The sequence below is a fragment of the Flavobacterium sp. GW823-FHT04A11 genome (assembly GCF_058796535.1).
The window spans coordinates 5,078,962-5,093,115 of the sequence record NZ_CM179503.1 but is presented as its reverse complement, the minus strand read 5'-3'; the positions used below and the strand labels follow the sequence as shown (position 1 = coordinate 5,093,115).

The 14,154-nt window shown below is 34.4% G+C and carries 13 protein-coding genes and 1 tRNA gene; 10 read left to right on the top strand and 4 right to left on the bottom strand.

The genetic code is table 11. The features are described 5' to 3' along the window. The first annotated feature begins 187 nt into the window (after positions 1–187). Complete coding sequence (locus AC3QL1_RS21755) at positions 188–592, top strand: acyl-CoA thioesterase (protein WP_089478567.1); 405 nt, start codon at positions 188–190, stop codon at positions 590–592. Between the two features lie 31 nt (positions 593–623). On the opposite strand, the gene AC3QL1_RS21750 is transcribed toward AC3QL1_RS21755, so the two are convergent. The 3 genes from AC3QL1_RS21750 to ribD form a co-directional block, all read right to left on the bottom strand. After that, positions 624–1,256, bottom strand: a complete 633-nt coding sequence (locus tag AC3QL1_RS21750) for an IMPACT family protein (RefSeq protein WP_492494212.1) — start codon at positions 1,254–1,256, stop codon at positions 624–626. Positions 1,257–1,468: 212 nt separating this feature from the next. Continuing rightward, a complete protein-coding gene (locus tag AC3QL1_RS21745) occupies positions 1,469–2,071 on the bottom strand; it encodes an HAD family hydrolase (protein WP_492494211.1) in 603 nt (200 codons plus the stop codon). Next, positions 2,064–3,113, bottom strand: a complete 1,050-nt coding sequence (ribD, locus tag AC3QL1_RS21740; protein WP_492494210.1) for a bifunctional diaminohydroxyphosphoribosylaminopyrimidine deaminase/5-amino-6-(5-phosphoribosylamino)uracil reductase RibD — start codon at positions 3,111–3,113, stop codon at positions 2,064–2,066. The genes AC3QL1_RS21745 and ribD overlap by 8 nt, the downstream gene beginning before the upstream one ends. Positions 3,114–3,240: 127 nt before the next feature. On the opposite strand from ribD, the gene AC3QL1_RS21735 reads away from it, so the two are divergent. Continuing rightward, the gene (locus AC3QL1_RS21735) at positions 3,241–3,726 is read left to right on the top strand and encodes a GNAT family N-acetyltransferase (protein WP_492494209.1); all 486 of its coding nucleotides are present in this window, start codon (positions 3,241–3,243) and stop codon (positions 3,724–3,726) included. An 81-nt stretch (positions 3,727–3,807) separates the two neighbouring features. Beyond that, complete coding sequence (gene prmC, locus AC3QL1_RS21730; RefSeq protein WP_492494208.1) at positions 3,808–4,674, top strand: peptide chain release factor N(5)-glutamine methyltransferase; 867 nt, start codon at positions 3,808–3,810, stop codon at positions 4,672–4,674. A gap of 183 nt (positions 4,675–4,857) precedes the next feature. Here the strand turns inward: prmC and AC3QL1_RS21725 are convergent, their stop codons facing one another. Next, positions 4,858–6,102: an ABC transporter permease gene (locus AC3QL1_RS21725; RefSeq protein WP_492494207.1), complete on the bottom strand. Its 1,245-nt coding sequence runs from the start codon at positions 6,100–6,102 to the stop codon at positions 4,858–4,860. Positions 6,103–6,293: 191 nt separating this feature from the next. Between AC3QL1_RS21725 and hisS the strand changes: the two genes are divergently transcribed. The 7 genes from hisS (at position 6,294) to AC3QL1_RS21690 (ending at position 14,148) form a co-directional block, all read left to right on the top strand. Continuing rightward, positions 6,294–7,721: a histidine--tRNA ligase gene (gene hisS, locus AC3QL1_RS21720; protein WP_492494206.1), complete on the top strand. Its 1,428-nt coding sequence runs from the start codon at positions 6,294–6,296 to the stop codon at positions 7,719–7,721. 295 nt (positions 7,722–8,016) lie between these two features. Continuing rightward, positions 8,017–8,087 (top strand) — tRNA-Trp (locus AC3QL1_RS21715). A gap of 448 nt (positions 8,088–8,535) precedes the next feature. After that, positions 8,536–9,114 carry a nucleotide exchange factor GrpE gene (locus tag AC3QL1_RS21710; protein ID WP_492494205.1) on the top strand — a complete coding sequence of 193 codons (579 nt, stop codon included), beginning with the start codon at positions 8,536–8,538 and terminating at the stop codon, positions 9,112–9,114. Between the two features lie 79 nt (positions 9,115–9,193). After that, positions 9,194–10,303 carry a molecular chaperone DnaJ gene (dnaJ, locus tag AC3QL1_RS21705; protein WP_456313366.1) on the top strand — a complete coding sequence of 370 codons (1,110 nt, stop codon included), beginning with the start codon at positions 9,194–9,196 and terminating at the stop codon, positions 10,301–10,303. A 162-nt stretch (positions 10,304–10,465) separates the two neighbouring features. Next, a complete protein-coding gene (locus tag AC3QL1_RS21700) occupies positions 10,466–11,392 on the top strand; it encodes an ABC transporter ATP-binding protein (RefSeq protein WP_492494204.1) in 927 nt (308 codons plus the stop codon). A 78-nt stretch (positions 11,393–11,470) separates the two neighbouring features. Continuing rightward, a complete protein-coding gene (locus AC3QL1_RS21695) occupies positions 11,471–12,787 on the top strand; it encodes an ABC transporter permease (RefSeq protein WP_492494203.1) in 1,317 nt (438 codons plus the stop codon). 197 nt (positions 12,788–12,984) lie between these two features. Continuing rightward, entirely contained in the window at positions 12,985–14,148 is a 1,164-nt protein-coding gene (locus AC3QL1_RS21690) for a sigma-54-dependent transcriptional regulator (RefSeq protein ID WP_492494202.1), read from the top strand. Positions 14,149–14,154: the final 6 nt, after the last annotated feature.

Here is a 14,154-nt window from a genome sequence, read left to right as displayed (position 1 = left end):
AAATTCAAATAAATTTTTTTATTATTGATAAAGATTCTCCTAATAAAAATGGAGCAATTTTATTCCGTATTTCGGGATAACAAATATGTGAACAAATTTCTGTAAAAAAAAATATTTTGCCCTCTAATTTTATAAAAAAAAGTTGTAAGTGAACTTTTAAAAGTTTAAATTTTTTAATCTGTAAATAATGAAAAATCATCAAACGCAAGTGCGTGTTCGTTACTCTGAAACCGATCAAATGGGAGTTGTTTATCACGGAAATTATGTGCCATATTTTGAGATAGGACGCGTGGAATGGCTTAGAAATAAAGGGATTTCGTATAAAAGCATGGAAGAAAGCGGAATTGGACTACCAATTGTTTCAATGCAGATTAATTATAAAAAATCGGCACGTTATGATGAGCTTCTTACAATTCATACAGCTTTCAAAAGTCAGTCATCTGTTAAGATTGAATTTGACTGCGCGATCTATAATGAAGCAAATGAGTTATTAACAACTGCGGCGTTTATTTTAGTATTTATTTCGTTAAAAACAGGTCGTCCAACAGCCCCTCCGGATTATATTTTAGAATTATTTAAAACGCTTGTATAATTGTTAAATCGTACTCGTTTTTTATATCAAATTATATGGTTTTGATGTCAATTTCAAACATTAAATCAAAAATGTCGAATATCATTTCGGCATTTTTTTTTCGCGTTTTTGTAACTATTTTACCAATTGGCAATCCCGTTTCTTCATCAATTTCCATTTCCTGAGATACTATATCCAATTTCTTTTCCTTAATCACACGCATTACCTTGTTCATGTTTTTGTAATCAAAAGAGATTAGAAAATGTACATCGATCGTTTTTTCGACAATCTCACAAACTTCAAGCGTTATTTGTGCTGTAGTTTTATAAGCAGCAATTAATCCGCCAACGCCTAATTTAATTCCGCCAAAAATCCGAACAACCACTACAAGAACGTTCGTCAGTCCAAAAGATTGTATTTGTCCATAAATCGGAGCTCCGGCCGTATTACTTGGTTCGCCATCATCATTTGCACGATATGAAATTTTTGGAGCCGTACCAATTTGATATGCATAACAATAATGTACCGCGTGAGGATGTTGTTTTTTTAAGTTCTCGATAATTGGTTTTACCGCATCTTCATTTTCTATAGGAAAAGCATACCCAAAGAATTTGCTGCTTTTTTCTTTAAAAAGCACTTCTTCAGATTCAAAAGCAATGGTTTGATACGTATCGTTATATTCCAAAAGTAAATTTCTAAATTATCGTTAATGTTTTTTTGCAGAGTTAATTTTACCGCAAAGTTCGCGAAGGTTTATTATTAGCTGTCTGTTTGTAAGCTTTAAAAGTTCGCAAAGCTAAATCAATACAAAGCTTTGCGAACTTTGTATTCTTAATTCGTTAAAATCTTGGCGAACTTTGCGTAAATCTTTGCGTCTTTGCGGTAAATTCTCGCACGTTATAATATTTTTTTCTCAAATAAATCAACAACATCTTCCTGACCAACCTGCAAATTCCAAACATGAAGACCTAAAGCTGCCGCAGCATCTGTGTTTTCTTTTTTATCATCTACAAACAAAGTTCGTTTTGGTGATAATTCGTGTTTGTTAATGATATATAGATAAGCTTCGGGATTTGGTTTTCGTTTTCCGATTTCAAAAGAAAAATAAACCTTTTCAAAACATTGATAAAAATCACTGTAAAAAGAAATCCCAGTTTTATTTTCGAAAGTTTCAATATGAATAGAATCGGTATTACTTAATAAAAACAGACGGTATTTTTTTGAAAGCATTTGCAGAAATTCTAATCGATACAAAGGAAAATCAGCCAAAACGGCATTCCACGCCTTAAGAATTTCTTCGACAGAAGCATTTGGAAGTTCTTTCTGAAAACCTGCAATAAATTCATCGTGCGAAATATCGCCCGTTTCAAACAAAAGATTCAAACGATCTAGTTCTGAATTCCATTCCGTCAAACCCAATTGTTGCAATCCGGAAATTGTGGCTTGTTTGTCTAAATTGATAAAAATATCTCCAAAGTCAAAAATTATAGTATCAATCATGATTTCTAACGTATATTAATTCGTCGTTTTGAACGAGAGTTTTGATTGCATTTTTCTTAGAAATAACCGGCGCTTTTGTTCCTTTTCCAAAAGAAGTTTTACCGATAAAAATTCGGGCCTCATCCCAAATATTTTCGTCTATAAAAGATTGTAACATTTGTAAACCGCCTTCAATAATAACAGACTGAATTTGATTTTGATGCAAAACACTCAAAATCTGCGGTATTATATTTTGGTTGAAATCAATACTTTCAAAAACAGTATTTTCTGTCGAAGAATTAATTTTAGACTTTGTAAACACAATCGTTTTTACTGTGTCATCAAAAATAAAACTGTCTTTTGAAATTCGGTTATTTTGATCTAAAACAACCCGAACCGGATTATTTCCAGCCCAGTCACGGGTGTTCAATTTTGGATTATCATCAATAACAGTTTGGGTTCCCACTAAAATAGCCTGTTCTTCACTTCGCCATTTATGAACCAATTGCCTTGAATATTGATTTGTGATCCAGACCGGTTTTCGATCCTGATCAATTTCTTTTTCGGGAGCTAAAAATCCATCCTGACTTTCGGCCCATTTTAATATTATATAAGGCCTTTTTTGCTGATGAAAAGTAAAAAAGCGTTTATTCAGTTCGTTGCATTCCTTTTCTAAAACACCAACCGTAACATTTATTCCGGCTGCAATTAGTTTTTTAATGCCGTTTCCTGCCACTTTTTCATTCGGGTCAACGGTTCCCACAACAACATTCGGAATCTCATTGGCAATAATTAAGTCGCAACACGGAGGCGTTTTTCCAAAATGGCTGCAAGGTTCTAAACTCACATATATGGTGGCTTTCTTTAATAACGATTTGTCTTTTACAGATCGAACCGCATTGACTTCGGCGTGAGGTTCTCCGGCTTTTTTGTGCCAGCCTTCGCCAATAATTTTATCTTCATAAACGATTACACTTCCCACCATTGGGTTTGGGTAGGTAGTTCCAAAACCATTTTGGGCTAATTCAATGCAGCGCTTTATATATTTCTCCTGTATATTCACGCTACAAAAGTAGTTATTTTTGAGTTTATTGCCGATAGCTTTGGGTTAGTTATGAAACATTCTGATAAGTTATAAAACTATCGGAAAAGTATTTCTACTTTTGTAATATATCATACGAATTTTAAATATGGAAAATTGGGTTATCAGAGAAATTAAAAAAGAAGACAATCAGGCAGTTGCGCAATTAATACGATCGGTTTTTGACGAAATGGAAATCCCGAAAGTAGGTACAGCTTATGCCGATCCATATCTGGATTTAATGTTTGAAGAATACAACAAACCGCAATCTGTTTATTTTGTGGTTGAAAACGAAGGTGAAATTGTGGGTTGTGCCGGAATTGCTCCTTTAGAAAATGGTGATCCGAAGATTTGCGAATTGCAAAAGATGTATTTTTTGCCTAAAACCCGCGGTTTAGGAATTGGAAGTAAAATGATGGAGAAATGCTTGTCGCAGGCCAAAGATTTCGGTTTTGAAAAATGTTATATTGAGACAATGCCTTTTATGCATGCCGCTCAAAAATTATACAAAAAATCAGGCTTTGAGTATTTAGACGCTCCGTTAGGATGTACCGGACATAGTTCCTGCCCGGTTTGGATGTTGAAAGAATTGTAAAATGAGGCTGTAACATTTTTTATTTTGCAATACTTATTGTAGGATGTGACCTGATTTAGCCAAAATGCTCAAATAACTGAAATGAGAATCAAACAATATAGAACTCAATTTATAAAAGAACTATCTCCTTTTTATGATGCGTATGAAGCGGAAAGTTTTTTTTATTTAATTTTAGAGAACAAGCACAAGCTTAGGCAAATTGATTTGGCACTAAATCATGAACTAACTTTTTCAGATGCTGATTTGGCCACCTGGACTGCCTTTTTAGAGCAGCTTAAAAAAGAAGTTCCGATTCAGTATTTATTAGGCAAAACAAGTTTTTACGGATTGGATTTTGAAGTCAATGAAAATGTTTTGATTCCAAGACCGGAAACCGAAGAACTGGTAGAATGGATTATTAATGAAAATAAAACGGCTGCTAAATCTGATAAAATAAAAATCCTTGATATTGGAACCGGAAGTGGCTGTATTGCAATTTCGCTTGCCAAAAATCTGCCAAATGCAGAAGTTTACGGAATCGATGTTTCGAAAAAAGCGATAGAAACTGCTAAAAGAAATGCCATCAATAATAATGTTGATGTGACTTTTATGTATCTGGATATTTTAGAAACAGACGTTCTGACATGTGGTTTTAATATTATAGTATCGAATCCGCCGTATGTTCGTAATTTAGAAAAAGAAGAAATCAAAAAGAATGTTCTGGATTATGAACCGCATTTAGCGCTGTTTGTAGACGATAATGATGCTTTGGTTTTTTATAAAAAAATAGCGCTTTTGGCAAAAAGCGGACTTTTAGAAAACGGACAATTGTTTTTTGAAATCAATCAGTATTTAGGAAAAGAAATGAGGGAATTACTGGAGAAAATGGATTTTAAAAACATTGAATTAAGAAAAGACATTTACGATAACGACCGTATGATTTCCTGCAAGGTTTCTCAAATTTTGTAGGTGTTTTTATTAATTAGCAGAAAATCTTAAAAGTGAAATACTTCTAATTTAGCCCCGATAGCAGTGGAAAACCTTTTTTGCTGGTGTTCAGCAAAAAAGTTTGAAACGAATAGCGGGACAAGACGTCTTTTGAAATGATTATTTCTGCTTCAAATAACTGAAAACTGAGACTGAGACTGAAAATTACTCATATCGCAAAGCCTCAATAGGATCTAGTTGTGACGCTTTTATTGCAGGATATAATCCGGAAACAATGGCAACCATAAAACTAGTTGCAAAAGCAGCAAAAATCGCCATCCACGGAATCACAAATGCGAAACTCATTGCTGCGGCAAAACCAAAACCGATTAAAATTCCCAATACAATTCCGACTAAACCTCCAATTTGTCCGATCAATAAAGTTTCGATAAAAAACTGAACGGAAATGGTCACTTTGGTTGCGCCCAAAGCTTTTCGAACACCAATTTCGCGCGTACGTTCTGTAACCGAAACAATCATAATATTCATTAGGGCAATCGATGAACCTAAAATAGTAATGATACTGATAATCCAGGAAGCCCAGCCCAAATATTTGGTGATTCCGAGAATTCTGTTGATTAAGTCATCGCTTCGGCCAATGCCAAAATTATTGTCACGAACCGGACTTAATTTTCGAACTCGTCGCATCGTACTTGTTGCATTATCAACGGCTTCGTCTAAAAGTTCTTTTTTAGCCACCATTACACTCATCGTATAATTAATGTTTGGAGCAGTAAATAAGGAACGCGCCACCTGAATAGGAATCAAAACACGCAAATCCTGACTATGCCCAAAAGTGGATCCTTTTTCTTTAAGAACACCAATTACTTTAAAGCGCGCACCTCGAATCGAAATTACTTTATCAATTGGGTTGACATCTTTTAATAAACCTTTTTCAAAATCAGAACCTACAATACAGGAATAGGTATTGTTTTCAATATCAAATTGATTAAAACCACGGCCTAAAGTAGTTTCTAAACCTGAATTACCTATAAAATGTTCATCGACACCAACGATGGTGATTTCCGGATCTGTTTTTTTGTCTGAAAACTTTACTTCGGCAGTTGTAGTTGCTGTAAATGAAAGCGAAGTTTGCGTAAAAGGATATTTATATTTGTTTTTGAAAGCAACCGCTTCAGGATAGGAGATAATAGGATTGATGATTTCACGCTCATTTCCTCCGCGATTTTTAACCGTGTTTTCGTATTGATTGATGTTGAAAGTATTGGCTCCCATTGATGCAAAATTGGTCGAAACAGTATTTTCAAGCGCTGTTACAACGGTAAGGATTCCTACCAAAGCAGTAATTCCGATAGCGATAATTAATACAGTAAGAATGGTTCGCAATAATTGAGTTTTGATAGAACCAAAAGCAATTCGGATATTTTCTTTAAATAATTTTAGCATCATGACCAATTTGTCACGAAAATACGGTTTTTGTTACAAGTTTGTTTTCGAACAGGCATTATTTATTTTAAAAAATAAGATATTTGCAGTCCATTAGAAATAGAGAAATCTAAAAATAAATAATCCAAAAAGATTTTAATTCAGGATTCACAAAAGAATCTAAAATCTAAAATCAGAAATCTAAAATAAAAAAGATGGCTTCAAAACCAAGTATACCACAAGGAACAAGAGATTTTTCGCCTGCAGAGGTGTCAAAACGTCAATATATAATTCAGACTATAAAAAGTAATTTTGAAAAGTTTGGTTTTCAACCGATCGAAACACCGTCTTTTGAAAATTCAGATACCTTGATGGGGAAATATGGCGAAGAAGGTGATCGTTTGATTTTTAAAATATTGAATTCAGGTAATTTTTTCTTCAATAAAAATAAAATTGAATTACCGGAATCTATCGAAGCGCTTCAGGCTAATTCTGCTGAAACAATTGATTTGAATCAAAGAATTGAGCTGAATAAATTTACCGGAAAAATTTCAGAGAAAGCCTTGCGTTACGACTTAACAGTTCCGTTTGCAAGATATGTTGTTCAGCACCAAAACGAAATTGAATTTCCTTTTAAAAGATATCAGATTCAACCGGTTTGGAGAGCTGACAGACCACAAAGAGGACGTTACAGAGAATTTTATCAATGTGATGCCGATGTTGTTGGTTCAAAATCACTTTGGCAGGAAGTAGAATTGGTGCAATTGTACGATACTGTTTTTACTTCTTTAGGTTTAGAAGGCGTAACCATTAAAATCAATAACAGAAAAATATTATCAGGAATTGCCGAAGTTATTGGCGCGTCGGATAAATTGATTGATTTTACGGTTGCTCTTGATAAACTGGATAAAATTGGTGAAGACGGCGTTAAAAAAGAAATGATCGAAAAAGGTATTGCCGAAGAAGCGTTGATTAAAGTACAACCGCTTTTTAGTTTTACCGGAACGTTTTCAGATAAAATCAATCAGCTTTCAGATTTATTAGCTGAGTCAGAAGAAGGAATGAAAGGGGTAGAGGAATTGAAATTTATTTGTGACAATGTGGCAACTTTAGGTTTGGCGACGGCGACATTAGATCTTGATGTAACTCTTGCTCGTGGATTAAATTATTACACTGGAGCTATTTTTGAAGTTGCGGCACCAAAAACCGTTTCAATGGGTTCTATTGGCGGTGGCGGAAGATACGACGATTTGACTGGTATTTTTGGTTTGAAAAATATGAGTGGGGTTGGAATCTCTTTCGGTTTAGATCGAATTTATTTAGTTTTAGAAGAATTGCAATTGTTTCCTGAAACAGTTGCAGCAACATCAAAAGCATTGTTTATTAATTATGGAGATGCCGAAGCTTTATACGCTTCACAAGCGATTAAGAAATTACGACAAGAAAATATAAAAGTAGAATTGTATCCTGATAATGTAAAAGTGGGGAAACAATTTCAATATGCAGATAAACGCTTGATTCCGTTTGCCGTAATTGCAGGCGATCAGGAAATTGCTTCAAATTCATATTCGCTTAAAAATCTAGTTTCAGGCGAGCAGGTTTCTGTTGATTTTGAAGGATTGAAAGCGGCTTTATTGGCATAAAAATTTAACCGCAAAGTGCGCTAAGATTTAATTTACTTCACGCATAGAAAACACAAAGTTCGCAAAGCTTAGTATTAATCAAGCTTTGTGAACTTTGCGTTTTTATAAAGCCATACCTATAAAAATCTTAGTGAACTCTGTGGTTATTTTGCAGAGTTTTTGTTTTTACAAAAGAAGGTACAGTTTGCAAAGATTTGGGAATGATTGTATTGCGTATTATCTGCTAAAATCTTTTTTAAATGTGCGTGAAATAGTTGGTGAAAAAGAAAAAAAAGCATTTAATTTGCGGCCAGTTACGGGCGTAGTTCAAGGGTAGAATAGCGGTCTCCAAAACCGTTGATGGGGGTTCGAATCCCTCCGCCCGTGCAATGTTTTTTATCGCAAAGAATGCAAAGATTTATCTAAGGATATTCTAAAAATCATAAAGTTCGCAAAGCTAAATCAATATAAAGCTTTGCGAACTTTTTTTATAAATCTAAGAATAAAAAACTTAGCGTTCTTTGCGGTAAAATTTTTAAAAAGCAAAAAAAGCTTCGTCTGAAATAGGCGAAGCTTTTTTTAATATAAGGTAAACTTGAATTAATAATTATTTATAAAGCCGAGGCTAACCCTTAAATTCAATTTTGATAGGTAATAATTAGATTATAATTTTGACGTCAAATATACTACAAACTAAAACGTAATAGTCTTAAAATTATACTAAAGTTTGCGAGATGTAAATAATTATATAAAGAGCTATTATTTAATAAAGTGACAATTTGACATTTTAGAAGATTTGGCAGTACTTTTGCAATCCAACAGAAAGAAATTGAAAATGAAGTTTAAGAATATTTTTAAAAATACAAATAATATGACTACGGAAAATACAGAATTCGATCAGGAATTAGATGATGTAACGTTAGAAAACAATGCCAACGGTGAGCAGTTAATTGTTGAAGAATTAAGTGTTGAAGAGCAATTGGCTCAAGACTTGGCAAAGGAAAAAGATAAGTTTTTGAGATTATTTGCCGAATTTGAAAATTACAAAAAAAGAACTTCAAAAGAGCGTATTGATCTGTTTAAAACGGCAAATCAAGAAGTTTTGTTAGCGATGCTTCCTGTTTTGGATGATTTTGACAGAGCAACTGTAGAGATCAACAAATCTGACGATGAGAATTTGAAAAAAGGAGTAGAGTTGATTCACGAAAAACTAAAAAGCACTTTAGTTTCAAAAGGTTTAGAGCAAGTTGAAGTAAGAGCAGGTGATGCTTTTAATGCTGATTTTGCTGAGGCAATTACCCAAATTCCGGCTCCGTCTGAGAAATTAAAAGGTAAAATTGTTGATGTTATTGAAAAAGGATACAAATTAGGAGACAAAATTATTCGTTTTCCTAAAGTGGTAATCGGAAACTAAAAAATGCAAATAAAATTCTAAATGCCAATTTGTTAAGTATTGGAATTTGGGATTTAAAGTTTGGAATTTAAACCTAATTATGAAAAAAGATTTTTACGAAATACTAGGCATTTCAAAAAATGCTGACGCTGCCGAAATTAAAAAAGCGTACCGAAAAAGCGCGCTAAAATATCACCCGGATAAAAATCCAGGCGACAAAGAGGCAGAAGAAAACTTTAAATTAGCGGCAGAAGCTTACGAAGTACTAAGCGATCCTAACAAAAAAGCGAAATACGATCAATACGGACATCAGGCATTTGATGGTTCGGGCGGATTTGGCGGTGGTCATGGCGGTATGAATATGGATGACATTTTCAGCCAGTTTGGTGATATTTTTGGTGGAGGATTTGGCGGTTTCGGCGGAGGCGGAGGCGGTCCTCGTCGCGCTAAAGGAAGCAATCTTCGAATTAAAGTAAAATTGACTTTAGAAGAAATTGCAAATGGAGTAGAGAAAAAAGTAAAAGTAAAACGTAAAGTTCAGGCAAAAGGAGTTACTTACAAAACGTGTTCGACTTGTAATGGTCAGGGACAGGTGATGCGTGTAACAAACACAATTTTGGGAAGAATGCAATCTGCATCAACTTGCCCTACTTGTGGCGGATCGGGACAAATTTTAGATAAAAGACCTTCTGAAGCAGATGCTCAGGGAATGGTTGTGGAAGACGAAACAGTTTCAATCAAAATTCCTGCAGGAGTTGTGGACGGAATGCAGCTTAAAGTTTCTAACAAAGGAAATGATGCTCCGGGAAATAGCGTTCCTGGTGATTTGATTGTTGCAATTGAAGAGTTAGAACACGAATTTCTGAAACGTGAAGGCGAAAATATTCATTTCGATTTATATATTAGTTTCCCTGAAGCAGTTTTGGGAGTTTCTAAAGATATCGAAGCCATCAACGGAAAAGTTCGTATTAAGTTAGAAGAAGGAATTCAATCCGGAAAAATCCTGAGATTAAAAGGAAAAGGTATTCCAAGTATTAACGGTTACGGAAGCGGAGATTTATTAGTTCACGTAAACGTTTGGACTCCAAAAACGTTGAATAAAGAGCAAAAACAATTTTTTGAAAATGCTCTAAACGACGAACACTTTATTCCGAGTCCTGAAAAATCAGAAAAATCATTTTTTGAAAAAGTAAAAGATATGTTTTCATAAGCGAAACTTTTTCTAAAAAGAGCCAATAAATTTTAAAACCCATTCTAATGCAAATTTAGAATGGGTTTTTTGTGTATTATTACGCAATTTCGCTTCGAATTATTTACTTTTACAGGCTGTTAGCCATAATGGTCAACTGACGCAGAAAATTCTAAAAACAGCATGAGCAACTTACTCGAAGTACATAAAGTCGTAAAACAATACGGTGATTATGTAGCGCTTAACGAAGTTTCATTAAATGTACCAAAAGGTAGTATTTACGGACTATTAGGTCCTAATGGAGCTGGAAAAACTTCCCTTATCAGAATCATCAATCAAATTACTTTGCCGGATAGCGGTGAAGTTATTCTGGATGGAGAAAAATTACATCCAAAACATGTGCAGACTATTGGTTATCTTCCGGAAGAAAGAGGTTTGTATACTTCTATGAAAGTAGGCGAGCAATGTTTGTATCTGGCACAAATGAAAGGACTTTCTAAAGCCGAAGCAAAAATTCAGTTGGAATATTGGTTCGACCGTTTAGGAATTCAGGGTTGGTGGAACAAGAAGATTCAGGAACTTTCTAAAGGAATGGCACAAAAAATTCAGTTTGTGGTTTGTGTATTGCATAAGCCTAAATTGTTGATTTTTGATGAACCTTTTTCCGGTTTTGATCCGGTAAACGCCAATATTATTAAAGATGAAATTTTGGCATTAAAAGAACAGGGCGCAACGATTATTTTTTCGACACATCGTATGGAAAGCGTTGAAGAACTTTGCGATCATATTGCTTTAATTCATAAATCAAATAAATTAATTGAAGGAAAAGTGAGCGATGTAAAACGTCAATTTAAAACCAATAGTTTTGAAGTTGGTATTTTAACGGACAATGTTGAAGGTTTGATGTATGACATTACGCAGAAATTCACCGTTTCGCAGGCAAATTTTAAATCGCTGAATGATGATTTAAAATTAAACATTCAAATAGGAAATGCAACTCCAAATGAATTATTGCATCTTTTAACACAAAGAGGACAAGTGACCCATTTTGTGGAAAAAATTCCAAGCGTAAACGACATTTTTATTCAAACAGTTACAGAACAGAAATAAAATTCCAAAAAATAAATTCCAAATTCCAATTTCAGAATGATCAAAATTGGAATTTGGAATTTGAAAATTAAAATATTTATGAGCATCATTTCGTTGATTATAAAAAGAGAATTTATTGCAAAAGTCCGCAATAAGTCTTTTGTTGTTATGACTTTTTTGAGTCCTTTGCTGTTTGTGGCAATTGCCGGATTTATTGGTTATTTGAGTTCAATGAAAGCCGAAACGAAACGAATTGCAATTCACGACGAAACAGGTTTGTTTGCCGATGATTTTGTAAAACAGAATAAAAAAGACGGTGAATACAGATACCTGAACCTTTCTGAAATTGATGTAAAATCATTGAAAGACAGTATTGCCAAAGAAAATTTTAACGGTCTGATTATTATTCCGAAAACGAATAACCTAAAAGATCTGGAGAGTAAAATAGATTTTATTTCGAATAATAGTCCAAGCATTGCTTTTATTGAAAACACGCAGGACGTTATCGCCGAAAAAATCACTAAATTAAATTTCGAAGAGGCAAAACTAGACACTTTAGCGATTCAAAAAGCACATGCTGAGGTTAATATTCATCTGGCAAAAGCTTCGGGAGAAGAAAGTTTAAAAGGGCTGAATGAAATAAAGATCGGAATTGGTGGCGCTTTCGGATATTTAATTATGATGTTCATTATCATTTATGGAAACATGGTAATGCGCAGTGTTATCGAAGAAAAAACCAACCGAATTATCGAAATCATCATTTCATCGGTAAAGCCATTTCAGTTGATGATTGGTAAAATTGTGGGAACTTCACTTGCCGGATTATTACAATTTATAATCTGGGCCATTATAGGTTTAGGATTAATGTTTGCAGCGTCGGCATTTTTTGGGGTTAATGTTGGTCCAACAGCTAAAATTCCACCAGAATTAATGCATTCCGCACAACAGGAATTTTCGGGAACAGCACAAATGTATATTAGCGAATTATGGAATTTGCCAATTGCCAGTATCATAATCGGTTTTGTAGTGTATTTCATTGGAGGTTACTTTTTATACAGTTCTTTTTATGCCGCAATTGGTGCTGCAGTTGACAATCAAACTGATTCACAACAATTTTTATTACCGATCATTATGCCGCTTATTTTAAGCGTTTACATCGGATTTTTCACTGTCGTAAATGATCCTCACGGAACAATTGCAGTTGTGTTTTCGATGATTCCGCTTACATCGCCAATAGTAATGTTAATGCGACTTCCTTTTGGTGTGCCGTGGTGGCAAATCGCAATTTCGGTATCATTATTGTTTGCTTCCTTTTTCCTTGTAGTCTGGTTTGCTGCAAAAATCTACCGCGTTGGTATTTTAATGTACGGCAAAAAACCTACGTGGAAAGAATTGTATAGATGGCTTAAATATTAGTTTTTATAGTTGCAAAGGTTCAAAGGGGCAAAGGTTCAAAGTTTTTTTTTAGAATCTTTTTCCTTTACAACAAAAAACTTTTCGATTATAAAAACGCACAATAACTAATAAAACAATAAAGGCTAAAAGGTAATGAAAAAGCAAAGATTTTTAAACTTTGTACCTCTGAACCTTTGCAACTTTGAACCTTTAAAAAAATGAGTAAAATACTAATTATAGAAGACGAAGCAGCGATCAGAAGAGTTTTGGTAAAAATATTATCAGAAGAAAATGATACGTATCAGGTGGAAGAGGCAGAAGATGGTGTTGCGGGACTTGAGAAAATAAAAAACAACGATTATGATTTGGTTTTGTGCGATATCAAAATGCCAAAAATGGACGGTGTTGAGGTTTTGGAAGAAGTAAAAAAGATTAAGCCGGAAATTCCGATGGTTATGATTTCGGGTCACGGCGATATGGAAACGGCGATTCATACCATGCGTTTGGGAGCTTTCGATTATATCTCAAAACCGCCGGATTTGAACCGTTTGCTGAATACAGTTCGTAATGCTTTAGACAAAAAACAACTTGTAGTTGAGAATAAAATACTGAAGAAAAAAGTCAGTAAAAACTACGAAATGATCGGCGAGAGTGAAGCCATCAGTCATATTAAATTAATGATTGATAAAGTAGCTCAAACCGAAGCACGAGTTTTGATTACAGGTCCAAACGGAACCGGAAAAGAACTTGTTGCACATCAATTGCATGAAAAAAGTGAACGTGCTAATTTTCCTTTAATCGAAGTAAACTGTGCTGCGATTCCAAGTGAATTGATTGAAAGTGAATTGTTCGGACACGTAAAAGGCGCTTTTACATCTGCAGTGAAAGATCGTGCCGGAAAGTTTGAAGCGGCTGATAAAGGAACTATTTTCTTAGATGAAATTGGAGATATGAGTCTTTCGGCGCAAGCCAAAGTTTTGCGAGCCTTACAGGAAAGCATGATTACCAGAGTTGGAGCCGAAAAAGACATAAAAGTCGATGTTCGTGTTGTGGCTGCAACCAACAAAGATTTAAAAACAGAAATTGCCGAAGGTCGTTTCCGTGAAGATTTATACCATCGTTTGGCCGTGATTTTAATTAAAGTACCGCCATTGAACGAAAGACGTGATGATATTCCGGCTTTGGTAAGACATTTTGCAGAAAAAATAGCTTCTGAGCAAGGAAATGTAGTAAAAGTATTTTCGCAGCCAGCCATAAAATTATTGCAGGAATATGACTGGACAGGAAATATTCGTGAACTTCGAAATGTAGTGGAGAGATTAATCATTTTAGGAGGAAACGAAATTTCTGAAACCGATGTCAAAATGTTTGCAAGCAAATAATGATTT

Bases quoted from the DNA above. Each gene is read 5' to 3' on its own strand.
- AC3QL1_RS21725 (WP_492494207.1), bottom strand. From the start codon at position 6,102: ATGATGCTAAAATTATTTAAAGAAAATATCCGAATTGCTTTTGGTTCT.
- AC3QL1_RS21700 (WP_492494204.1), top strand. From the start codon at position 10,466: ATGAGCAACTTACTCGAAGTACATAAAGTCGTAAAACAATACGGTGAT.
- AC3QL1_RS21735 (WP_492494209.1), top strand. From the start codon at position 3,241: ATGGAAAATTGGGTTATCAGAGAAATTAAAAAAGAAGACAATCAGGCA.
- AC3QL1_RS21690 (WP_492494202.1), top strand. From the start codon at position 12,985: ATGAGTAAAATACTAATTATAGAAGACGAAGCAGCGATCAGAAGAGTT.
- prmC (WP_492494208.1), top strand. From the start codon at position 3,808: ATGAGAATCAAACAATATAGAACTCAATTTATAAAAGAACTATCTCCT.
- hisS (WP_492494206.1), top strand. From the start codon at position 6,294: ATGGCTTCAAAACCAAGTATACCACAAGGAACAAGAGATTTTTCGCCT.
- AC3QL1_RS21745 (WP_492494211.1), bottom strand. From the start codon at position 2,071: ATGATTGATACTATAATTTTTGACTTTGGAGATATTTTTATCAATTTA.
- AC3QL1_RS21695 (WP_492494203.1), top strand. From the start codon at position 11,471: ATGAGCATCATTTCGTTGATTATAAAAAGAGAATTTATTGCAAAAGTC.
- dnaJ (WP_456313366.1), top strand. From the start codon at position 9,194: ATGAAAAAAGATTTTTACGAAATACTAGGCATTTCAAAAAATGCTGAC.
- AC3QL1_RS21755 (WP_089478567.1), top strand. From the start codon at position 188: ATGAAAAATCATCAAACGCAAGTGCGTGTTCGTTACTCTGAAACCGAT.
- AC3QL1_RS21710 (WP_492494205.1), top strand. From the start codon at position 8,536: ATGAAGTTTAAGAATATTTTTAAAAATACAAATAATATGACTACGGAA.